The organism is Alkalisalibacterium limincola (genome assembly GCF_008017755.1).
Classification (GTDB): Bacteria; Pseudomonadota; Gammaproteobacteria; order Xanthomonadales; family Xanthomonadaceae; genus Alkalisalibacterium; species Alkalisalibacterium limincola.
In genome coordinates this window covers 66365-88825 of sequence record NZ_VRTS01000008.1, presented here as the reverse complement: position 1 = coordinate 88825, position 22461 = coordinate 66365, and the positions used below count along the sequence as shown (strand labels likewise).

At 69.9% G+C, this 22461-nt stretch carries 15 protein-coding genes and 3 pseudogenes; 4 read left to right on the top strand and 14 right to left on the bottom strand.

What is annotated here, in order from left to right:
* Window positions 1-58: 58 nt before the first annotated feature.
* Together FU658_RS11440 and FU658_RS11435 are read left to right on the top strand one after the other, a co-directional pair.
* Window positions 59-1540, top strand: a complete 1482-nt coding sequence (locus tag FU658_RS11440) for an AAA family ATPase (RefSeq protein ID WP_147892207.1) — start codon at window positions 59-61, stop codon at window positions 1538-1540.
* A 14-nt stretch (window positions 1541-1554) separates the two neighbouring features.
* Window positions 1555-1896, top strand: a complete 342-nt coding sequence (locus tag FU658_RS11435) for a nuclear transport factor 2 family protein (RefSeq protein ID WP_147892206.1) — start codon at window positions 1555-1557, stop codon at window positions 1894-1896.
* A gap of 46 nt (window positions 1897-1942) precedes the next feature.
* Here the strand turns inward: FU658_RS11435 and FU658_RS11430 are convergent, their stop codons facing one another.
* The 8 genes and pseudogenes from FU658_RS11430 to FU658_RS11395 all read right to left on the bottom strand — a co-directional run bounded on the left by FU658_RS11430 (window position 1943) and on the right by FU658_RS11395 (window position 12685).
* Window positions 1943-3046 (bottom strand): hypothetical protein, encoded by a 1104-nt coding sequence (locus FU658_RS11430; RefSeq protein WP_147892205.1) that lies wholly within the window; start codon window positions 3044-3046, stop codon window positions 1943-1945.
* Window positions 3047-3111: 65 nt separating this feature from the next.
* Window positions 3112-4029, bottom strand: coding sequence for an AEC family transporter (locus FU658_RS11425; RefSeq protein WP_147892204.1), 918 nt, complete (start codon window positions 4027-4029; stop codon window positions 3112-3114).
* A gap of 255 nt (window positions 4030-4284) precedes the next feature.
* A pseudogene (locus FU658_RS11420) lies at window positions 4285-6329 on the bottom strand (S9 family peptidase).
* A gap of 147 nt (window positions 6330-6476) precedes the next feature.
* Window positions 6477-8140: pseudogene (ggt, locus tag FU658_RS11415) on the bottom strand (gamma-glutamyltransferase).
* A 136-nt stretch (window positions 8141-8276) separates the two neighbouring features.
* On the bottom strand, window positions 8277-9893 hold the full coding sequence (locus FU658_RS11410) for an ATP-binding protein (RefSeq protein WP_147892203.1): 1617 nt from the start codon (window positions 9891-9893) through the stop codon (window positions 8277-8279).
* Window positions 9815-10678: a HAMP domain-containing protein gene (locus FU658_RS11405; RefSeq protein WP_147892202.1), complete on the bottom strand. Its 864-nt coding sequence runs from the start codon at window positions 10676-10678 to the stop codon at window positions 9815-9817. The genes FU658_RS11410 and FU658_RS11405 overlap by 79 nt, the downstream gene beginning before the upstream one ends.
* A gap of 45 nt (window positions 10679-10723) precedes the next feature.
* On the bottom strand, window positions 10724-11920 hold the full coding sequence (locus FU658_RS11400) for an EAL domain-containing response regulator (protein WP_187266077.1): 1197 nt from the start codon (window positions 11918-11920) through the stop codon (window positions 10724-10726).
* 108 nt (window positions 11921-12028) lie between these two features.
* Complete coding sequence (locus FU658_RS11395) at window positions 12029-12685, bottom strand: tetratricopeptide repeat protein (RefSeq protein WP_147892200.1); 657 nt, start codon at window positions 12683-12685, stop codon at window positions 12029-12031.
* Window positions 12686-12976: 291 nt separating this feature from the next.
* Here FU658_RS11395 and FU658_RS11390 point away from each other — a divergent pair.
* Window positions 12977-16515 (top strand): annotated as a pseudogene (locus FU658_RS11390) (indolepyruvate ferredoxin oxidoreductase family protein).
* 87 nt (window positions 16516-16602) lie between these two features.
* Here FU658_RS11390 and FU658_RS11385 read toward each other — a convergent pair.
* Both FU658_RS11385 and FU658_RS11380 read right to left on the bottom strand, forming a co-directional pair.
* The gene (locus FU658_RS11385; RefSeq protein WP_147892199.1) at window positions 16603-17199 is read right to left on the bottom strand and encodes a YceI family protein; all 597 of its coding nucleotides are present in this window, start codon (window positions 17197-17199) and stop codon (window positions 16603-16605) included.
* A gap of 65 nt (window positions 17200-17264) precedes the next feature.
* Window positions 17265-18371, bottom strand: coding sequence for a GTP cyclohydrolase II (locus FU658_RS11380; protein ID WP_147892198.1), 1107 nt, complete (start codon window positions 18369-18371; stop codon window positions 17265-17267).
* Between the two features lie 94 nt (window positions 18372-18465).
* On the opposite strand from FU658_RS11380, the gene FU658_RS11375 reads away from it, so the two are divergent.
* Window positions 18466-19254, top strand: coding sequence for a RibD family protein (locus tag FU658_RS11375; RefSeq protein WP_147892197.1), 789 nt, complete (start codon window positions 18466-18468; stop codon window positions 19252-19254).
* On the opposite strand, the gene FU658_RS11370 is transcribed toward FU658_RS11375, so the two are convergent.
* The 4 genes from FU658_RS11370 to FU658_RS11355 are packed head-to-tail and all read right to left on the bottom strand — an operon-like array spanning window position 19212 to window position 22445.
* Complete coding sequence (locus FU658_RS11370; protein WP_147892196.1) at window positions 19212-20189, bottom strand: lysylphosphatidylglycerol synthase transmembrane domain-containing protein; 978 nt, start codon at window positions 20187-20189, stop codon at window positions 19212-19214. The two genes, FU658_RS11375 and FU658_RS11370, sit on opposite strands and share 43 nt — an antisense overlap.
* The gene (locus FU658_RS11365; protein WP_147892195.1) at window positions 20186-21001 is read right to left on the bottom strand and encodes a class I SAM-dependent methyltransferase; all 816 of its coding nucleotides are present in this window, start codon (window positions 20999-21001) and stop codon (window positions 20186-20188) included. The genes FU658_RS11370 and FU658_RS11365 overlap by 4 nt, the downstream gene beginning before the upstream one ends.
* Window positions 20998-22044, bottom strand: coding sequence for a glycosyltransferase family 4 protein (locus FU658_RS11360; RefSeq protein WP_147892194.1), 1047 nt, complete (start codon window positions 22042-22044; stop codon window positions 20998-21000). Before FU658_RS11360 ends, FU658_RS11365 begins: the two co-directional genes overlap by 4 nt.
* Entirely contained in the window at window positions 22041-22445 is a 405-nt protein-coding gene (locus FU658_RS11355) for a 6-pyruvoyl trahydropterin synthase family protein (RefSeq protein ID WP_147892193.1), read from the bottom strand. The genes FU658_RS11360 and FU658_RS11355 overlap by 4 nt, the downstream gene beginning before the upstream one ends.
* Between the last annotated feature and the right edge of the window lie 16 nt (window positions 22446-22461).

The following is a 22461-nucleotide window of genomic DNA, read 5'->3' as shown; positions in this document are numbered from 1 at the left end:
CACCCGGGCAAGCGGGCGGCTGGTATCGTTCGCTCTTCCCGACTTGCCGACCCGTCCCATGAGCGAACTGCAGGACCTCAGCGCGCTGGTGCGCGCAGCCACGCCGTTGATCGTCATCGAGACGCAGGACGAAAGCCGCGTCGTCGACCTGTTCCGGCACGTGATGATGCATGTGTGGCGACCGATGTTCCGCTGGTCGATCACCGAGGGCCTGCGGCGCTTCGACATCGATGGCGAGGATTGCGCCAACGTCGCGCCGGATGCCTCGACCACGCTGCGCAGCATCCGCGAGGCACAGGCGCGCGGCGTGTACGTGCTGTTCGACTTCCATCCCTATGTCGGCTATGCGACCAACCAGCGCATGCTGCGCGAGATCATGCAGCGCCGCGACTGCGCCGCGCACACGGTGGTGATGGTGGCGCCGAAGGTGGAGCTGCCGGCGGAACTGGAGTCCGAGGCGGTGCGGTTCCGCCTGCGCCTGCCGGATGAGGCGGCGTTGCTGAAGATGGTCCGCGACGAGGCCAGCGTCTACCAGCGCGAGAACGGCGGGCGCCGGGTCGAGAAGGACCCCGAGGCGCTCACCGCGCTGGTGCGCAACCTGCGCGGCCTGAGCCTGACCGAGGCGCGGCGCATCGCCCGCCAGTTGATCTTCAAGGACGGCGCGATCGGCCAGCACGACCTGCCGGAACTGGCCAAGCTCAAGTTCGAGCTGCTCAACCAGAGCGGCCACCTGCACTTCGAATACGACACCGCCAGCTTCGGCGAGGTCGCCGGGGTGCGCCGGCTGCGCCGCTGGATCGACCAGCGCCGGGCGGTGTTCCTGTCCGATTCACCGCCGCCGGGCCTGGATCCGCCCAAGGGCATCCTGCTGCTGGGCGTGCAGGGCTGCGGCAAGTCGCTGGCGGCCAAGGCGGTGGCCGGGGTGTTCGGCATCCCGCTGGTGCGGCTGGACTTCGGCACCCTGTACAACAAGTACCACGGGGAAACCGAGAAGAACCTGCGCGAGGCGCTGGCCGCCGCCGAGCAGGTGGCGCCGTGCGTGCTGTGGATGGACGAGATAGAGAAGGGCATCGCCGGCGGCGACAACGACGGCGGTGTCTCGCGCCGCGTGCTGGGCTACCTGCTCACCTGGATGGCCGAACGCAAGTCGCAGGTGTTCATGGTCGCGACCGCGAACCAGGTCAAGGACCTGCCGCCGGAACTGCTGCGCAAGGGCCGCTTCGATGAGATCTTCTTCGTCGACCTGCCCGATGCGACCGCCCGCGCCGAGATTTTCCGTATCCACCTTGAGAAGCGCCAGATCGACTGGGGCGGTTTCTCGCTGATCACGCTGGCGGACGCCGCCGAGGGCTTCTCCGGGGCCGAGATCGAGCAGGCGGTGGTGGGCGCGCTGTACGCCGCGCACGCCGCTGGCGCGTCGGTGGACGAGGCGATGGTGCTGGAGGAGATCCAGGGCACGCGGCCGCTGAGCGTGCTGATGTCGGAACAGGTGCAGGGCCTGCGGCAGTGGGCGGCATCCAGGACGGTACCCGCGGACTGAGGAGCGGCCAGGGCATGGACACAGCACCGGCAGACGTCGTGCAGCGGCAACTCGAGGCATACAACGCGCACGACATCGACGCCTTCGTGGCGTGCTTCGCGCCCGACATCCGCATCTTCCGGATGCCTTCCGCGGCCCCGACCCTTCGCGGCATCGAGGCGTTCCGCGAGCATTACGCCAAGCACCGCTTCAACATCCCTGGGCTGCACGCCGTCGTGCTGCAACGCATGAGCATGGGCAACAAGGTGGTCGACCACGAGCGCGTCACCGGCCTGGGCGATCACCCGGTCGAGGTGGCCGTCGTCTACGAGGTCGAGGACGGCCTGATCCAGAAGGCCTGGTTCTACTCCGGCTGAGGGTCCGCGGCCGGGCCGTGCGATGCGGGTCCGCGTTCGTGCGCAGTCACCGTTTGCCGTCGTCGTCGAGCAGTTGCCGGGCCTCCTCGCTCTCCGGGAGCCATCCGTCGGGTGGCACGGTGGCGACGCCCCGACGCTGCATGAGCTCCACCAGCGCCTGGTACTCGCCACGCTCGCGCCAGGCACGAAGGTGGTCTGGGTCGTGCTGAGTGGACATCGCCGTGATCAACGGTGTTCCTGCCTCGTAGATCCACCAGGTCGTCCGCAGGCGGGCCTTCGCATCCTCCGCTTCGGGCGCGCCGCTGCGCAGGTGCAGCAGGGCCCGGTCGGAGATCATTCGCTGGAGCAGGGTGGGCTTTTCGCTGGCCATCGTCGTGAAGATGGCCAGGCACTGGCGGCGGCGCATCTCGCCAACGGCCTCGCCCTGCCCGGATATGCCACAGGCGGCCATCGGAAACTGGTAGCCGGGCACCGCGTGGGCCGCGATGCGCGCCAGGACGGACAGGGCGACCACCTGGTCGACGAAGGCATCGGGGTCTATCTCGACATGGCGCCCATACGCCTGGGCCACCTGCTCTCCCGCTTCGGGAAAATCGATCGTTTCCCAGGCGGTCCAGACGAGCTCGCCGATCTCGTGTTCAAAGCTGTAGGACGGAGCTTCGGCGGCAGCCTGCAGGTGGGTCTCGACCGCCGCCCCGTCGCCGACGGCCTGGGCCACCTGGGCCAACCACAGGTGCGACGCGGCGTGCGAGCCCGCGACGGTCGCCAGCCGCTCGCGCGAGGCCGGCGAGCCACACAGCGCCAGACCGGAATCGGTGGGACAGTTGGCCAGCTTCCAGGCCACGAGGGGATCGTCCGGACCCACCCGCGCCGCGCGCTCCAGCAACGCCCACGCACGCGCCTTCTCGGCGGCGAGCTCGGTTTCCGGATCCTCGCGCAGCGGGAACATCGGGTGCACCAGATGCATCGCCATCAGCAGCGAGCGCGGATCCTCCCGCGAGGCCAGCGCCTCGTAACGCGCGTGTTGCGCCGCATTGGCCGCATGCATCCATGCCAGCAGCTCCGGATCATCGATCCCGGGCTGCGCCGATGCGGGTCCCGGCACCACGACGGCGATGGCGAGCACCACATGTACGAATAGGGTCTTCAAGTCCCGGCCTCCCTGCGCAAAGAGGTCAGGATATCGCACCCGCATGCACCCCCCCGCGACACCCCTCAGCCGAGCAGCGCCATCAGGCCGCGGCTCCACAGCGGCAGCGACACCAGCGAAAGGAGGATCCCGTAGCCGACCATCGCCGCCGCCAGCTGCGGCGCCAGCCGGTGCGAGATCGCCAGCGCTGCAGCGGTGATCATCGGTGGCATCGCGGCCTCCAGCACGGTGGCCTGCGCGGCGATCCCCGACAGCCCCAGCGGCCACGCCAGGGCCAGGGCAAGCAGCGGCATCAGCACCAGCTTCAGGCCCAGTCCCACGGCCAGCGGCCGCAGCTCCTCGCGCGGCATCCGCAACCGGATCGTCAGGCCGATCGCCAGCACGACCAGCGGCAGCAGCGCATCGGCCAGCCGCTGCAGCCCACCGGCGATCCACGACGGCGGCTCCGCCGGCATCAGCGTCAGTGCGAACACCAGCGTCAGCAGCGGCGGGAACTTCACGATGCGAAGCGCCATCTCCCGCACCGTCGGCTCGCGGTCCCCGCCATAGCGCGCCAGCACGTACAGGCCGAACGTGGACAGGATGATGAAGCTGCCGAACTGGTCGTAGATGACCGCATAGGGCAGCGCCTGCTCGCCGAGCAGGGCCTGTATCAGGGGGTAGCCGAGGAAGCTGGTGTTGCCCAGCGCGACGGTCAGCAACAGCACCGCATGTTGCGCGCGCGAGAACCCGAAGGCCTTGGACGCCAGCCCCACCAGCAGCACGGTCGCCGCGAGCAGCAGCCACGGCACCGCCACCACCGCCAGCACCGACCACGCCAGTTCCAGCTGCGGCGCATGCAGCAGGATCGCCGCCGGCAGGCACACGTACAGCACGACCTTGTTGAGCACCTCGGCCGCATCCGCGCCAAAGACGCCCAGCCGCTGGAACACCATCCCCAGCGCCAGCATGGCAAGAATCAGCGCAAACGCATCAATGGCGATGACGGCCTCCGGTAGGAACGTGCAGGCCCCAGATTATCCCCGACCGCACACCGCCTTTCCCTCCCCACCCGACCAAAGTCCCGTAGGGCCGCCGTGGGGGTTTGGGTCGGGGCGATTCAGGAAAACTGCCCACAGGGCAGTTTTCCAGCCCAGATCCACCCCCACGGCGGCCCCTCCGAAACCTGAAAGCCGCGCAAAGAAAGACCCCGGTGAAGCACGCTTCACCGGGGTCTGCAAAACCAACGCGATCGCGAATCAGCCGCGTGCGTCCAACGCCTCCTTGATCGCCGGCAGCTCGTCCAGGCCGGCCTCGATCTGCAGCGTCGCACCGTCGAAGTCCGAACCGACCGGCTGCACGCGCCCGCCCAGGCACTCGCCCAGGAACGCCTCGGTCACCGCATTGAAGCTCAGGCGGTTCTGCGGACGGGCGAAGCCGTGACCTTCGTCGGGATACAGCACGTAGGTCACCGGGATCTCGCGCTCCTGCATCGCCGTGACGATCTGGTCGCTCTCGGCCTGCTTCACGCGCGGGTCGTTCGCACCCTGGCCGATCAGCAGCGGACGCTGGATGTTCTCCACGTGGGTCAATGGCGAACGCTCGATCAGCAGCGCGCGGCCCTCCTCGGTGTCCAGGTCGCCGACGCGGCTGGCGAACATCGCCTTCATCGGCGCCCAGTAGGGCGGAATCGACTCCAGCAGCGTGACCAGGTTGGACGGACCGACGATGTCCACGCCGCAGGCGAACACGTCCGGCGTCATCGTCAGACCGGCCAGCGTGGCGTAGCCGCCGTAGCTGCCGCCCATGATCGCCACCTTGTCGGACTCGGTGATGCCCTGCGCCACGGCCCACTCGACCGCGTCGATCAGGTCGTCGTGCATCGCGCGGCCCCACTGCAGGTCGCCGGCATTCGTGAACGCCTTGCCGAAGCCGGTCGAACCACGGAAGTTCACCGACAGCACCGCGTAGCCACGGTTGGCCAGCCACTGGTGGGTGCCGTTGAGCCCATAGGTGTCGCGTGCCCACGGGCCACCGTGCACCAGCAGCACCATCGGCGAGGCCTGCGTCGCGCGGCCGTCGCCGTCCGGATCGGCGGCACGCGGCAGCGTGTAGTAGCTCACCAGCTCCAGCCCGTCGCGCGCCGGGATCACCACGTCGTGCATCGGCTGCAACGGCAGCCCGGCCAGGGCCGACGCGTGTCGAACCACTCCGTCGTCTCACCGCTGTCGCGGTCGAACAGGAAGTACTTCGCCGAATCGTCCGATGCGGTCAGCACGACCACCCAGCGGCGGTTGTCGTCGGTCTGAGAGGCGATCGTGATCTCGCCATCGCCCAGTGCCTTGAGCTTCTCGTAGTCGGCCTTCATCGCATCGTCGAGGAAATGCCACTGGTTGCGCCGGTAGTTGACCGACACCGCCCTCACTTCGCCGGTGGCGGGATCGGTCAACACGCCACCGATATCCGCCCGGGCGTCCTCGTGCACCAGCGTCGCCTCGCCCGAGTCGAGGTCGCGCGCGTACAGCGCTCCGGTGTCGCGATCGCGGCTGTCGATCAGGTACAGCGTCCGCCCGTCCTCGGTGAAGCCCGACAGCGCCGTGGTCATCGAGTCGACCTGGTCGACCTTGAGGTCCTCCACCCAGCCCTCGTCGGTGGCGCGGTAGTACTGCATGCCGCCGTCCGGGGTGGCCCGGCTGGCGTAGCGCACCGCGTAGTCGCTGTCGGCGACGAAGCCGGCGAACTCGTTGTTCTCGAACACCAGCGTCATCTCGCCGGTGCGCACGTTCACCCGGTGCAGGTCGAAGTACTGCGGATTGCGGTTGTTGAGCTGCACCAGCACCTCGTCGGGGTGCTTGCGGCTCATGCCGGCCGGCATCGCCCGTGCCCCCGGGAAGGGCGTGAGGTTGCGCTCCTCGCCGGTCTCGATGTTCACCGCGAACAGGTGGAAGTTCTCGTCGCCCCCCTCGTCCTGCAGGTAGACCAGGTGGTCGGTGGCATGGCTGAAGGCGAACATGCGGATGCCGCGCAGCGCGTCGCTGGTCACCGCGCGGGCGTCATCGGGTGCCGAAGCCGGCGCGACCCACACATTGAGCACGCCATCGACCGGCGCCAGGTAGCCCAGCCACTTGCCGTCCGGGCTGATCTGGCCGCTGGCGCGCTCGGGGTTTCCGAACAGCACGGTGCGCTCGATCAGCGCCGGCTCCGCCTCGGCGGCCGTCGCCGGCGTCGTGGTGGTCTGGGACGCCTCGGTGCCACAGGCGGCGAGGCCCAGGCACAGCAGGGCCAGTGAAAGGGGTCGCAGCAACATGGGGTTTCCTCCCTGGAGCGGATGCAACGGACGGCCGGCCGTCGTGGCCGGCCCGCGGACAGTCCCTCATGCTACGCCTGCGCGGCCGGGACTCCCGTGCCACAGGTCATGGCGGGCACGCGCGTGCGGCGCGTCCCACCAGGCTCAGTAGCCGGCGGCGTGTCCGTCCTTGCGGCTTTCCGAGGCCCCGACGTAGACGCCGTTCGCGGCGTCCAGCGCGATCGCCTGGTAGCCGCCGAACGGGCCGACCGCGGTCTGGATGCGGTGTCCCATCTTGGTCAGCTCGCGGAACGTCTCGTAGGGAAAGCCCGACTCCAGGTTCAGCACGCCGCCGTCGGCCATCTCCACCACCTGCCCGGCCGGTTCGGTGGAACCGTCGTGGTGGATGCGCGGCGCATCGCCGGCCTCCTGCAGGTTCATGCCGAAGTCGACCAGGTTCATGACGATCTGGACATGGCCCTGCGGCTGCATCGCGCCACCCATCAGCCCGAAGCTGACCCACGGCGCCCCGTCGCGGGTGATGAAGGCCGGGATGATCGTGTGGAACGGTCGCTTGGCCGGTTCGAAGACGTTGGGATGCCCCTCGCGCAGCACGAACTGCTCGCCTCGGTTCTGCAGGATGAAGCCCAGGCCGGGCGGGGTCATGCCGCTGCCATCCCGCGGTAGTTGGACTGGATCAGGCTGACCATCATGCCGCTGGCATCGGCGGTGGTGAGGTAGATCGTGTCGCCCTGGTTGAGGTTGGCACCGGCATCCACGGCGCGCGCGGCACGTGCGGGGTCGATCAGCGCACGGCGCTGCGCCGCGTATTCCTTGCTGATCAGGCGCTCGACCGGCGCCGGGTGGAATGCCGGGTCGGCGTAGTAGCGCGCGCGGTCGGCGAAGGCCAGCTTCTTGGCCTCCACGAACAGGTGCACGTGCTCGGCCGAACCGAATTCGATCTGCGAGAAGTCGTAACCCTCCAGGATCTGCAGCATCTGCAGCGCGGCGATGCCCTGGCCGTTGGGCGGGATTTCCCACACGTCGACGCCGCGGTAGTTCACGCTGACCGGGTCGACCCATTCGCCCTGGTGCGCGGCCATGTCCTCGTAGGACAGGAAGCCACCGTTGGCCTGCATGTACTCGCCGATCGTGCGCGCGATGTCGCCGCTGTAGAACGCGTCGCGTCCGCCCTCGGCGAGCTGCTGCAGCGTGTCGGCCAGGCCGGGGTTTCGCCACATCTCGCCCTTGGCCGGCGCACGCCCGTCGACGGAGAACTGCTCCAGGAAGCCCGGGTACTGCCCCAGCACCGGGATGCTGCGTTCCCAGTAGTAGGCGATGAGCTCGTGCACGGGGTGCCCGTTTCGCGCGTAGCGGATGGTCGGCGCCAGCACATCGGCCATCGGCATGCGGCCGAAGCGCTCGTGCAGCGCGAACCAGCCGTCCACCGTGCCCGGCACCGTGACCGGCAGCGGACCGCGTTGCGGGACGTCGGTGTAGCCATTGTCCTGGAACCACTGCAGGGACAGCGCGGACGGCGAGCGACCCGATCCGTTGTAGCCGTGCAGCTTGCCGGTCTCGGGGTCCCAGACGATCGCGAACAGGTCGCCGCCGATGCCGTTTCCGGTCGGCTCCATGAGCCCGAGCGCGGCGTTGGCCGCGATCGCGGCGTCCATCGCCGTGCCGCCGGCCTTCATGATGTCCAGCGCGATCTGCGTGGCAAGCGGGTGCGAGGTGGCCGCCATCGCCTCGGGTGCGATGACCTCGGAACGGGTCGCGAAATCGCGTCCGGTGATCCGGTCAGCCATGGCGGGAGCCACCATCGCCATGGACAGACCCAGGCCCACCCCGGCCAGGAACACGCGCTTGCATGCAGCCATTGCTCATCACCCCACTCTCGCCTTGGACAAGACGCCAGCCTAGCGCGGCGGGAGCGATGCTGCGCGTGAACCCGACAGGGCCCGACTAACCGGACGCCGGCGAGCTCCTGTCGCGGCGCCTGCGCAGCTCGTGCTCGAGTCCCGCCAGCGCGGTGGCGACGGCCGTGATGCCGGCCAGGATGTCCGCCCACGGACCCTCCCGGGCGGCTGCTTCCAATCGCTCCGCCTCCTGCGCCATTTCCCCCGCCGCGACCAGCCGGGCCGCCCCCTTCATCCGGTGCGCCGAGCGCGCCACCCGCTCTCGATCGCCGGCATCGCGGGCGCGCTCGAGGTCGGCCAGGTCCTCGTGGCACGCGGCCAGGAATTCGGTCACCACGGCCGCGTCCGCGCCACCGCCCACGTAGTCCGCCATCAGCGCGGGATCGAGGGTGTCGGTGTCATCGATGTCCTCGAGCCCTTCCTGCCCGGGCGCGGATTCAAGATGCGGCAACCAGCGATGCATGCGCTCCGACAGCGTCGCGATCGACACCGGCTTGGCCAGGTAGTCGTCCATGCCCGCCGCCAGGCAGCGCTCGGCCTCGCCCTTGAGCGCGGCGGCGGTCAGGGCGATGACCGGGGTCCGCTCGCGGCCCTCGTTCGCTTCCGCCATGCGGATCTCCCGTGCCAGCTCGTAGCCGTTCATGCGCGGCATGTGCACGTCGGTCAGCACCAGCGCGAACCGACCGGTACGCCACAGGGCCAGGCCTTCGTCGCCATCATTGGCCGATTGCGTGGCGAAACCGGCCAGGGCCAGTTGCCGGGCGATGACCAGGCGGTTGGTCGGATGGTCGTCGACCAGCAGCACGAGGCTGCGCTCGCGCTCGGCGGTGGCGACGTCCGGCATGTCGCGGGGAACGAATCGGCGCGAGAAGCGCTGCAGGCGACCTTCACCGGCGGGCAAGGCAACCGCGGGCTGATCGCTGGTGCGGGCCTCGAATTCGAAGCGCATCCGGGTGCCCTGCCCGGCCACGCTCTCCATCTCGACCTGGCCCCCCATCAACCCCGCCAGGCGCCTGCAGATCGCCAAGCCCAGCCCGGTGCCGGGGCGCCGGGTACCGGCAGGGCCCTCCTGGGCCTGGGTGAACGCGTCGAACAGGCTCGCCTGGGCCTCGGCCGCGACGCCGATGCCGGTGTCCTCCACGCGCAACCGGACGCGTTGGGTGCCCTCCTGGGGCGGCTCGCTTTCCAGCACCACGTCGACATTGCCGGCATCGGTGAACTTGATCGCGTTCGACACCAGGTTCGCCAGGACCTGGCGCACCCGCAACGGATCGATCTCGTGGGTCGGCGCCAGCCCCGGCGCCACGCGGCAGTCCAGCACCAGGCCCTTGCTGGACGCGGCCCCCTGGAAGTTGGCCACGGTGGAGCGGACCAGCGCGGCCAGGTCGGTGCGCTGGATGTGCAGGGTCAGCCGGCCGGCCTCGATCTTGGAGAAGTCGAGGATGTCGCCGAGGATCTGCAACAGTCCCTCGGCCGACTGCTCGATGACATTGACGCAGCGCCGCTGCTCGCCATCCAGCCGCGACTGGCTCAACACGTCCAGCATCCCGACCACGCCGATCATCGGGGTGCGGATCTCATGGCTCATCGTGGCCAGGAAGTCGCTCTTGGCCAGGTTGGCGGCCTGGGCCCGGGCCTCGCTGTCGCGCAACTGTCGCAGCATCTCTTCGTTGCGAAGCACTGCCGGGCCAGGGTCTGCTCGTTGTCGTGCACCGAGTGGCGCATCTCCAGCAGGGTTTCCTGCACCCGGCCCAGTTCGCCATGGGGCGTATACGCAGGTGGGGAGTCGAGGTCGCCGTGCTTCACGCCCAGTGCGAGGCTGTTGAGGCTTTCCACGCCACGATAGATGTTGCGCAGGGTGCGCGAGCCCAGCAGCGCCACCAGCACCAATGCCACCAGCGACAGGCTGATGCGCAGCACGCTGGCGCGGCGACTGGCCGTCGCCTGCTGCCGCACGATGTCGTCGACACGGGAGAGTTCCATCTCCGACAGCGTGTTGAGCGCGTACAGCACCGGTTGCAACGAGGGGAAAAGCTGCGTGTCGGCGAACTGCTCCAGCGCCACCTCGTCGCGGCTCTCGAGGATGTCCTGCAGGCGCAGCACCGTGGCGCGTGCCAGCCCACGCTGTGCCTGGGCCAGCGCGAGGAACTGCCCGGACGCCTGGTCCCCCGCCACCACCTCCAGGGCCTCCCAGCGCGCAGCGATGTCGGCCGCGGCCGTGTCGACCACCCGTTCGGCCACGTCCCAGCCCATCAGCCGGTTCCGCACCTGGAAGGTGGTCCCGCCGATGCGCAGCGTATAGGCATCCGACAGCGCCTTGGCGTGCGCCAGGGTGGCGAAGGACTGGACGTTGAGTTGCTCGAGCACCGCCTGCTGCCTGCGCTGCATCAACTCGTCGACGACGATCACGGTGCTGGCGGTAAGCATCACCAGGCCGAACAACACCATCAATTGCGCGCGGATTCCCGATAGGCGTCGGGGCCAGCGCATCGCTCAGGCCCCGGGCCGGCGCCAGTCGGCCACGACCGAGGGCAGCTCGGAGGCGGGAACGGGCCGGCCGATCAGGTAGCCCTGGGCCAGTCCGCAGCCGCAACGCGCCAGCAGCTCCCATTCCTCGGCGGTCTCCACGCCCTCGCCGACGATGCGCAGGTCGAGTTTGCGCGCCAGGTCGATGCTGGCCTCGATCACGGCTTTCTTTCGTGCCACGCCCGGGGCGCCGGTGACGAAACCGCGGTCGATCTTGAGCTCGGTGAACGGCACGTGCGACAGGCGCGAAAGCGAGGCATAACCGGTACCGAAATCATCGATCGACAGGCCAAAGCCCTTCAGCCTCAAGCGGGCCAGCACCGACAGCGAGGTCGGGCTGCCGCAGATCACCGAACCCTCGGTGATCTCCAGGACCACCGACGCCGGGTCGACGCCTTCGCCACGCACGATCGCCTCGAGGCGGTCCGCCGTAGCCGCATCACCCAGGCACAACGCCGAGATGTTGACCGCCAGCTTGAGGTCCAGGCCATCACGAACCCAGGCTTCGCGATGGCGGCAGCTTCGCGCCAGCATCTGTTCGGTGAACGCGTCGATCAGCCCATGCTGCTCCAGCAGCGGGATGAAGCGCAGCGGCTCGATCATCCCACCGTCCTGCTGCGGCCAGCGTGCCAGCATCTCGACAGCGACGATCTTGCCGTTGCGCAGCTCCGCCTGCGGCTGGAACCAGGGCTGGAACGCTTCGGCATCGATGGCCTCGCGCAGCATGTCGACGCTCACGAGCGCCTCGGCGGGCGACGCGCCGCCGGCGGCAACGGCGTGGAAATTCGACAGCACCGCGGCCAGCTTGCCGGCGCTCAGGGGCTTCTCGACGCTGCCGAGCACCTGCAATCCCGAAGACTGGGCGATCAGTTCCACGGTGCCGATGAGCGCGGAGTCCATCGCACTGGCGACGACGATCGAATGCGCCAGTCGGCGGTCGGCCAGGTGGCCGATGAATTCGACCCCGTCCATTCCGGGCAGGTCGAGGTCGACGATGACGATGTCGGCCACGGGCTGCAGCGATTCGAGTTGCTCCAGGGCCGCGTGCCCGTTCGCAGCCTCGTGCACACGGGTCAACCCGAGGTCGGCCAGCAGCCTCAGCGCCATTCGGCGCTGGAAACCGTGGTCCTCCACGACCATCACGCACAGACCCTGCAATGCCATCGACGCCCCCTGTCCGGCCACCCGCATTGTCCATTTCACCGGCGTGACGCCGATGTTGCTTGGCCCGAGTCTATCCCGACCGGGGCGCCCGCTGCCCGGCGGCTTCTCCTAGCGCGCGGACTGCCATTGGTTGTGGATCGAGAGGATCGCCAGGCGGTCGTTGGGCCGCCAGTCCCTCGTCGTCGCCTCGACCGCCGCGTCCGTCTCCCACAGGGCGGGTTCCTCGCGCACCGCGATGTCGAAGAATGCGACCGCAGGCTCGCGTGCGCCCAGCGACCACAGCGCGATCGCGTAGGTCGACGGGACCCAGTTCGGGTTGCCGCCATGCAGCTGGGCGGACGTGCGCCAGTGCTCCAGCGCGCCGGCATGGTCGCCGCTGGCATGCAGCGCCCAGCCGTAGGACCAGTGGGCGTAGCGCCTTTCTGCCGAGCCGTCCTCGCCTGAAGCCAGCGCACGGTCGTAGTCGCGCTGGCCCCGGGAGCGCTGGCCCTGCAATGTGTAGAACAGGCCGCGCTGGGCCAGCGGCACGGGGTTGTTGCGACCGCGACGGACGCCCTGGTTGAGCGTCGCCTCCAGGTCCGGCGTCGACGGGTCCATGTCGGGATAGATGGCACCGGCCGGGTCGTGGTCGGAATAGGACGCGGCCGGCGTGGGCAGGTCCAGCGTCTGCGCGGCGGCGGGAATCGCCAGCCATGCAGCGGCCAATGCAAGCAGCGCAGCAGCGCACGGAGCGCCGACGCGAGAGCGTGTCAGACGGATCTTCACCTTCGTTGTCCCCTGTTTACCGCCCGGGGCGCATGCGGCGCGGCCCGGATCCTTCCAACGTATTCCCGAGGCACGGAGCGTTCAAGCGCACTTCCGGGCAGACCACCGCGGATGGCGCCAAATGTGACGCCCATCACACTTTTCAGGCGGCTGGAGGGGGCCCGCGCTGGCCCGGGACGGCTGCAAAACGCGCCAGCGCCGCGCCAATGCTAAAATTCGCGGTCTTTGTCCCCGCGACCGGCGCCCTGCCAGGGTGCCGCCGCAGTCGTTCCCGCAAGCCAGGACCCCACCATGGCCGTTCCCGCCGATCAGTTCACGATGCCGCTCGCCGATCCCGAATACACCCTGGATCACAAATATACCCGCGAGTCGGGTCGCATCTACCTTTCCGGCGTGCAGGCGCTGGTGCGCCTGCGCTGATGCAGCAGATGCGCGACCGTGCCGCCGGCCTGGACACCGCCGGCTTCATCTCCGGCTACCGCGGCAGCCCGCTGGGCGGCTTCGACCTGGAGCTGTGGCGCGCCAAGAAGCACCTGGCCGCCTCGCGCATCGAGTTCAGCCCCGGCCTCAACGAGGACCTCGGCGCGACGATGGTCTGGGGCAGCCAGCAGACCGGCCTGTTCCCGGGCGCCAAGCACGATGGCGTTTTCGCGATGTGGTACGGCAAGGGCCCGGGCGTGGACCGCAGCGGCGACGTGTTCAAGCACGGCAACGCCGCCGGCACCGCGCCCCACGGCGGCGTGCTGGCGCTGGCCGCCGACGACCACGCCTGCCGCAGCTCGACGCTGCCGCACGGCTCCGAGCAGGAGTTCGAGTCGGCGATGATGCCGGTGCTCAACCCGGCCGGCGTGCAGGACATCCTCGACATGGGCCTGCTGGGCTGGGCGATGAGCCGCTACACCGGCCGCTGGGTCGGCTTCAAGACGATCGCCGAGACGGTGGAGTCCTCGGCCTCGGTCAACGTCAATCCGCACCAGCTCGACATCCTGCTGCCGGAGGACTTCGAGCTGCCGCCGGGCGGCCTCAACATCCGCTGGCCGGACCCGCCGATGGACCAGGAGCTGCGCCTGCACCAGTACGCGATGCAGGCCGCGCAGGCGTTCGCACGCATCAACAAGCTCGACAAGATCATCTTCGATTCGCCGAAGGCCCGGCTGGGCATCGTCACCACCGGCAAGAGCTACCTCGACGTGCTTCAGGCGCTGGAGTACCTGGGCCTGGACCACCGCGCCTGCGAGGACATCGGCATCCGCGTGTACAAGGTCGGCATGACCTGGCCGCTGGAGCCCACCGGCATCCGCGCCTTCATGGAGGGCCTGGAGGACGTGGTGGTGGTGGAGGAGAAGCGCGCCTTCATCGAGTCGCAGATCAAGCAGTACATGTTCAACTGGGAGCACCGCCCCAGCGTGGTCGGCAAGTACGACGAGTCCGGCGAATGGATCCTGCCCTCGACCTCGGAGCTGACCCCGGCGCGCATCGCCCGCGTGATCGCCAAGCGGCTGGCGCGCTTCCACACCTCGGAGCGCATCGAGCAGCAGCTGGAGTTCCTGAAGGCCAAGGAGGCCGAGCTGGCGCTGCCGCGCGCGAACTTCCCGCGCGTGCCGCACTACTGCTCGGGCTGCCCGCACAACACCTCGACCAACGTGCCGGAAGGCTCGCGCGCGCTTGGCGGCATCGGCTGCCACTACATGGTCACCTGGATGGACCGCCGCACCGACACCTTCACCCACATGGGTGGCGAGGGCGTGAGCTGGTGCGGCCAGGCCGCCTTCACCGATACCGAGCACGTGTTCCAGAACCTCGGCGACGGCACCTACTTCCATTCCGGCTCGCTGGCGATCCGCCAGGCGATCGCCGCCAAGGTCAACATCACCTACAAGATCCTCTACAACGACGCTGTGGCGATGACCGGCGGCCAGCCGGTCGAGGGCGGCACGCTGACCGTGCCTCAGATCGCGCACCAGATGCGCTCCGAAGGCGTCGAGAAGATCGTCGTGGTCTCCGACGACATCGAGAAGTGGTCGGACGCGTCGGTGTTCCCGTCGGGTGTGGAGTTCGAGCACCGCGACGACCTCGACGCGGTGCAAAAGCGCCTGCGTGAGGTGAAGGGCACCTCGATCCTGATCTACGACCAGGTCTGCGCCACCGAGAAGCGTCGCCGCCGCAAGCGCGGCAAGATGGAGGACCCGGCCAAGCGCGTGGTGATCAACTCACTCGTCTGCGAGGGCTGCGGCGACTGCGGCGTCAAGAGCTTCTGCGTGTCGGTACTGCCGAAGGAGACCGAGTACGGCCGCAAGCGCAGCATCGACCAGTCCAACTGCAACAAGGACTACAGCTGCGTGAAGGGCTTCTGCCCCAGCTTCGTCACCGTCAAGGGCGGCGGGCTGAGGAAGAAGAAGGGCGCGGCCGCGGGCGACATCGCCGCGCGCCTGGATGCGCTGCCGATGCCGCAGTTCAAGTCCGACCTGGACCGGCCGTGGAACATCCTGATCACCGGCGTCGGCGGCACCGGCGTGGTGACCATCGGTGCGCTGCTGGGCATGGCCGGCCACCTCGAGGGCCGTGGCGCCAGCGTGCTCGACCAGACCGGACTGGCGCAGAAGGGTGGCGCGGTCACGACGCACATCCGCATCGCGAAGGACCCGGCCGACATCCACGCCGTGCGCATCGCCGCCGGCGAGGCCGACCTGGTGCTGGGCTGCGACATGGTCGTGGTCAACGACTACTGGGCGCTGTCGAAGGTCCGCACCGGCCGCACCGAGGTGGTCATCAACACCTACGAGGCGATGCCCGGTCCGTTCACGACCAAGCCGGACATGCAGTTCCCTGCCGCCGGCATCGTCGAGGCGATCAAGCTGGCACTGGCCGGCAACGACCCGGTGCAGGTGAACGCGACGAAGATCGCCACCGCGCTGCTGGGTGACGCGATCGCGTCGAACCTGTTCATGCTCGGCGTGGCCTGGCAGCGCGGTCTGGTGCCGCTGAGCCTGGAGTCGATCACCCGCGCGGTGCAGCTCAACGGTGCGGCGGTCGAGATGAACCTCAAAGCGTTCGCATGGGGCCGCCTGGCCGCCATCGACCTGGACGCGGTCGAGACCGCTGCCGGCCTGCGCGAGCCGGCCGGTGACTTGGTCGAGCTGCCGCTGGACGACGAGCGCCTGTCGGGCTCGCTCGAGGAGCTGATCGCGCGTCGGGTGAAGTTCCTGACCGGCTACCAGAACGCCGCCTACGCCAAGCGCTACACCGACCTCGTGGAGAGCGTTCGCTCGGCCGAGTCGGCGAAGGCACCGGGTTCGACCGCGCTGACCGAGGCCGTGGCGCGCTACTACTTCAAGCTCCTGGCCTACAAGGACGAGTACGAGGTGGCACGCCTGTACACCGACAGCGACTTCCTGAAGAAGATCGAGCAGCAGTTCGAGGGCGACTACAAGGTGCACCTCAACCTCGCCCCGCCGCTGCTGGCGAAGCGTGATGCCGACGGCCACCTGGTCAAGCGCGAGTACGGCCCGTGGATGCTCAAGGCCTTCGGCGTGCTGGCGAAGTTCCGCGGCCTGCGCGGCACCGCCTTCGACATCTTCGGCCGCACCGAAGAGCGGAAGATGGAGCGCGCGCTGATCGAGCAGTACCGCGGCGACATCGAGCGGCTGCTCGCCGAGCTGGACCCGGCACGCCTGGACATCGCGGTGAAGATCGCCTCGGTGCCCGAGCAGGTGCGCGGCTACGGCCACGTAAAGGAAGCGCACGTTGAGCGCGCGAAGGCGCTGCGCGAGGAGTTGCTGGCGGCGTGGGCGGATCCCGCGGCCCAGGCTCGCGAGGCTTCGGCCGCCTGAGCAGGTTGCGGGAGGGGCTTGCAGCCCCGAATCCACGACGAAGGGGCCGGCCATGCCGGCCCCTTTCTTTTCGCGCGGCTGATCGGATCAATCCTGCCGGATCGCCTCGAACTCGATGATCAGTTCCACTTCGTCGCCGACCCAGCCCTGTTCCAACCCGTAGTCGATGCCGAAGTCGCTGCGCGAGAGAACCCCGCGCAGCGAGCCGCCCAGCACCACGTCGTCGTTGAACGGGCTTTCCGCCTCCTGGTTCAGGCGCGCCTGCAGGGTGATCGGTCGCGTGGTGCCGCGGATCGTGAGGCGACCATCGAGTTCGCCGCGGCCGATCGCGTCCAGGCGCAATTCGCCGGCCCGGAATTCGATGACCGGATGGCTGCGCGCGTCGAGGAAGTCGCTGCCACGCACGTGGCGATCGCGGCGGCGGTCGTCGCTGGCCACGCTGTTGGTGCCGATGCGCACGTGTCCGGCGGACAGCTGCCGCGTGTCGGGGTCGTAGGTGATTTCGCCCTGCACCGAAGTGAAGCGGCCAAGCACGCGGGCGAAGCCGGCGTGGTCGACCAGGAACGCGACCACCAGGTGCTCGGGGTCGAGCACGTACTCGCGGGGCTCGGCGGCAGCCGGGGCGGTCGCCAGCCAGGATCCGGCCAGCAACCCGGCACACGCCAGGGCATGGAGGCGGTTCATCGCGATGCTCCGTTCGGGCCTGAGCCCAGTGGAACCCAGGGCCCATTCGCCGCGCGTGAAGCGGACTACTCGCCGCGATCGAGCAGGTCGTCGAGCAGGTGCCCGGAGCGCTGAGCCTTGGTGGCCATGTAGCGGCGGTTGTGGTCGTTGAGCGTGCCGAAGATCGCCAGCTGCCCGGCCACGTCGATGCCGGCCTGGCGCAGCGCGTCGACCTTGCGCGGGTTGTTGGTCAGCAGCGTGATGCGCGGCACCTGCAACTGGCGCAGCATCTCCGCGGCAATGCTGAAGTCGCGCTGGTCGTCGGGAAAACCCAGGGCGTGGTTGGCGGCCACGGTGTCGAGGCCCGCGTCCTGGCGCGTATAGGCGCGCAGTTTGTTGGCCAGGCCGATGCCGCGTCCCTCCTGTGCCAGGTAAAGCAGGATGCCGCCGCCCATGTCCTCGATCCGGCCCACGCTGCCGCGCAGCTGCTCGCCGCAGTCGCAGCGCAGGCTGCCGAATATGTCGCCGGTCAGGCAGGAGGAATGCAGCCGCACCGGCACCGGGTCGGGCCACGACGCCTGGTCACCGATCAGGATCGCAACGTGCTCGTCGAGCCCGTTGCCCTCGCGGAACAGCACGAAGCGGGTCTGCTTGGCCAGCGCCAGCGGCACGTCGGCCTGGCTGATCGGACGCAGTTCGATCGCACCCGGGCGGCCCGGGTCGGCCACCTCGGCCAGCGGCAGCTCCAGCACCGAAGCATCGGCCAGCATCGCCGCCAGCGCCGCACCCGGCTGCGACGCGAGTTCGAACACCAGGACCGCCGGCAGCAGGCGGCCGCTGCGTGCCAGGGTGACGGCCCCGGCCTCGAGCGCATTGGCGACGCGCGGTTGTGCCCGTGGCCGGCGATCCACCGGATCACTCAGCCCCGCCAGACCCTGCAACAGGCCGTATTCGTCGGGCTCCACCTCGACGGCTACCGCGTGTTCTGGATCCCGGGCCAGGCCCAGCGAGACCGCGCGCTGGCCACTGAGCACGATCCGCGCCGGTCCCTGCGCCAGGGCCGCCAGCGCCTCGGCGTCGAAGCGATGCAGCGCTTCGGTCGAGGCGACCAGCACGGACTGGTCGTCGTCATGCAACCGCAGGGGCTGGCCACGGCGAAGGTCGAATAGGGCTCGCTCGGCGCGATCGCGCATGGGGGCTTCCGTTTGCAGGGTCCACGGTCGAGGCTTCACGATGCCTGTTCGGCCTCTTGCGTATCAATGGGGCCGAGACTAACCGAGGGCAAGTATGCCAATGGTGATCGACATCGCCGCTGCATGGGACGGATTGTTGCAGTGGCGCCAGGAGGGGAGCCTCCCCGAGCATCTGTCCGGTCCGCCGATGACGGCCGCCGCCGAGCAGCTGTTGTCGCTGTACCGGCCGCTGCTGGAAGGTCCGTCGCGCCAGGCCGTGGCGCAGATGGCGCAGAGCCTGGACGGCTACATCGCCACCGCCGTGGGCGACTCGTGCTTCGTCACCGGCGAGGAGGACCGCACCCACCTGCATCGGCTGCGCGCGCTGTGCGACGCGGTCGTGGTCGGCGCCGGCACGGCGGTCACCGACGACCCGCGGCTGACCGTGCGCCACGTGCCCGGTCCGAGCCCGGCCCGGGTGGTGATCGACCCGCACGCCCGCGTGCCACCGGAGGCCGGGGTATTCACCGATGGCCGGGCACCGACGCTGTGGCTGGTCGGGCCCGGCAACGTCCCCGACACGCCGACCGGCGTCGAGCGGATCGAACTGCCGGTGGACGGGAACGACGGGTTCGAGCCGGCGAGGATCCTCGATGCGCTGGCCGATCGAGGCCTCGGGCGGGTGCTGGTCGAAGGCGGCGGCATCACCGTGTCCCGCTTCATCACCGCCGGGGTGCTGTCGCGGCTTTACCTGACGGTGGCACCGCTGGTGATCGGATCGGGGCGCGCGGGGTCGACCTGCCGGCCTGCCCGCGCCTTCGCGACGCACTGCGACCCCCCGGTGCGCCGCTTCACCCTGGGTCAGGACACCCTGTTCGAACTCGACCTGGGCGAGGACGGCTGATCGGCGTCCGGCCCCGCCTGCCCATCCGCCCGTCGGGGTCGGTGGCGCCGCGGGCCGGGCCAGGCCAGCACCAGCAGCGCGGGCAGGCTGCACGCCAGCGCCAGCACGCCATACCCCAGCGCGGCGGCCACGCCCTGTGCGGCCGGCAGTCCCGCCGCCGCCCAGGCCAGCGCCGCGGCCCCCTCGCGCAAACCCAGGCCGCCGAAACCCAAGGGGATGGACATCGCCAGCAGGCTGACCAGCATCAGTGGCACCAGCGTGGCCAGTGGCGCGGTGGTGCCGGTGGCCCGGGCGGCCAGCACGAACACGGCCAGGTAGGCGGCCAGCAGCGCCAGCGACAACGCGGTCATCGCCAGCAGCGCACGCGGACGCGACAGCACCCGGGCACGCAGAACGCCCAGTCCCTGGCGCAGGCGCAGCACCCGGCGCAACCGCCACCCCAGGCTGGCCAGCAGGCCCGCCGCGCAGGCGAGGATCACCACACCCTGCACAAGCCCACCCGCCACCAGCCGCTGCCACAGCACGGGCTGCAGCAGCAACGCCACCAGGCACGCCGCCAGCAGCACCGCCTGCCCCACCGCGCGCTCCAGCGCGACACTGCCGCTGCTGCGGTGCAGTCCGCCCGGTTCGTGGCGAAGCCGCCAGGCACGCGTCGCATCGCCGGACACGCCGCCGGGCAGGACCTGGTTGAGCAACGTCGACAGGTAGGTTTCGCGCAGGGCCAGGCCGAGCGGCAGCCGCTGCTCCAGGCGCCGGGCGACGATCCGCCAGCGCGCCGTGGCCAGCGCCACCTGCAACCCCGTCAACGCCAGTGCCGCCAGCACCACCGGTGGTTCGAAGACGCGCCAGACCGAGCGCCAGGCCTCCTGGTCCATCCAGGCCAGCAGCGCCGCCAGCAGCAGCACCGACACCAGGGCCCGAAGCACGCCGTTCATGCCCGCCGCACGGGATCCGGTGGGAGGGCCAGCAGGTCGACGTGGCCGACTTCGACCTGCAGCCGACCCTCGTCCAGAGCCCGCACATGGGCCTGCCGCGCCGACGCGAAGTCCGCCTGCCGTGACGCACCTGCATCGATCGCGGCAGAAATCCAGCCGTCCAGCCACTCGCCGGCCAGCGACGCATCGGCGGCCGCGAGTCGCCAAGGGGTGGCCACTTCGACCACCGAATAGCCTGCGGCGCGCAGCGCGGTCGCAGCCGCTCCCGAGGCATCCGGACCCAGCAGCGCCCTGCCATCCACGCTGCGCCGCTGGTGGGCATTGAAGGCGTGGCCGAGCGCGGCATCGTCACGATGCGCCGGCGACAGCCGCACCCGGCCGTTCACGCTCAGCGCGAATAGGGCGGCACAGCCCCGCGTCGTGATCGCATCCACCAGCTGCTGCAGCTGCGCCAGGTCGAGCAGGTCGAGCAGGGCCGAACCGGTGACGACGTCGGTACCGCCCAGATCCCCGGCGTCGACCGAGGACAGGTCGCGGCACTGGGCCACCAGCGGGATGCCTTCCGGCACCCGGGTGACGGCATGGGCCAGCAACGCGCCATCGACGTCGAGCAGCCGCCAGCGCTGCTGCGGGCCCAGGCGGGGTGCCAGGTAGCGCAGGTTCGAGCCGGCGCCACACCCCAGGTCGAGCACCCGGACGGTACCGCGCTGCCGGCACCAGCGCGCGAGGCGACCGGCCAGAAGGTCCGACCGGCTGCGGTGGTCGGCTGCCTCGCGCAGCGCCAGCCAGGCCTCGGGAAATGCGCCGCTCATGATCCGACCTCATGCAGCAGGGTGTCGAGGCGGCCGGCCTGCCGCGGCCAGTCATGCAACAGCCCGCGTTGCCGGCGTGCGCCCTGCCGCAATCGCAGGCGCAGGCCTGCATCGTCGAGCCAGCGCGACAACGCCTCCGACAGTGCCTGGGCGTTGCCGGGGGCCACCAGCAGCGCGGCATCGGGGGAGACGGTTTCCGGGATCGCCCCGGCGCGGGTCGACACGATCGGCAGGCCGCGCGCCAGCGCTTCGGTGAGCACCATGCCGTAGGTCTCGAAGCGGGAGGGCAGGACCAGCAGATCGGAAGACTGGAAGGCCGATTCCAGATCGGCTCCTGCGCAGGGTCCGCAGATACCGATGCGCGACGACAGGCCGAGGGATCCGATCCGTTGCCGGAGCTCGTCCACGAACCCGGGAGCATGCGCCAATGGACCGACCAACCGGCACTGCCACTCGCGCGCGGCCAGCAGGCCCAGCGCCTCGACGAGCACGTCCTGGCCCTTGCGTGGCGTCAACGCGGCCACGCACAGCAGGCGGGTGCCATCGCCGGCCGGGGCCTCGGCCGCGGGATCGACGCCGGGCTCGACCACCCAGGTACGGCCGGCCGACACGCCCAGCGCCTGCAGTTCGCGCGCGGAGAAATCGCTGGTGGCCAGCACCCGGAACGCGTGTGCCAGCGCCGCGCGCTCCAGGCCTTCCAGGCGGCGCGCCTCGTCGGGCTGCAGCCCGCTCTCCTCGGCCAGCGGCAGGTGCAGCACCGGCACCAGGCGCAGGCGCCGGGCCTGCGCCTGCGCCACCGCGGGTGCCGCCGAGTACACCAGTCCGTCGACCAGCACGGTGGACCCGTCCGGGATCGACGCCAGCACGCCCGCGTAGCGCACCTGTGCGTCGGCCGACGGGCTTGGCCAGTCGCCATCGACGCGGTGCAGTGCGACGTCCCGGCCCCGCGCGCGCAGCGCCATGGACAGGCGCAGGTTGTAGCGGCTTCCGCCCGTAGGGGCGTCCACCGGGCCCGGGTGCACCAGGTGCAGGGCCGGGCTCACGGGGCGAGCTCGTCCTCGAACGTCGCCCAGGCCAGGTGCGATTCGCCCAGGCGCACGGCCAGGCGCTCGATGCCGCGCCCGGAGTCGCCCAACGCACCCTCGGCGATCGCCCGCGCGATGCGGCCGTGGATGGCGTGCGCCATGAACTCGGTGGTCGTGTTCTTCCCGGCGAACTCCGGATGCTCGTCGAGGTTGGTGTAGTTGAGTGGCGCCAGCGTCGCGCGCACCAGCTCGCCCGCGCGGCCGATGTCCACGACCAGGCCGTCGGCATCCAGCGTGCGCCGCTTGAAGGTCACGTCCACGACATAGGTCGCGCCGTGCAGCTTGCGCGCCGGCCCGAAGACCTCGCCACGGAAACTGTGGGCGATCATGATGTGCTCGCGCACGCTCAGGCTGTACATCGGCGTCCTCCTCGGG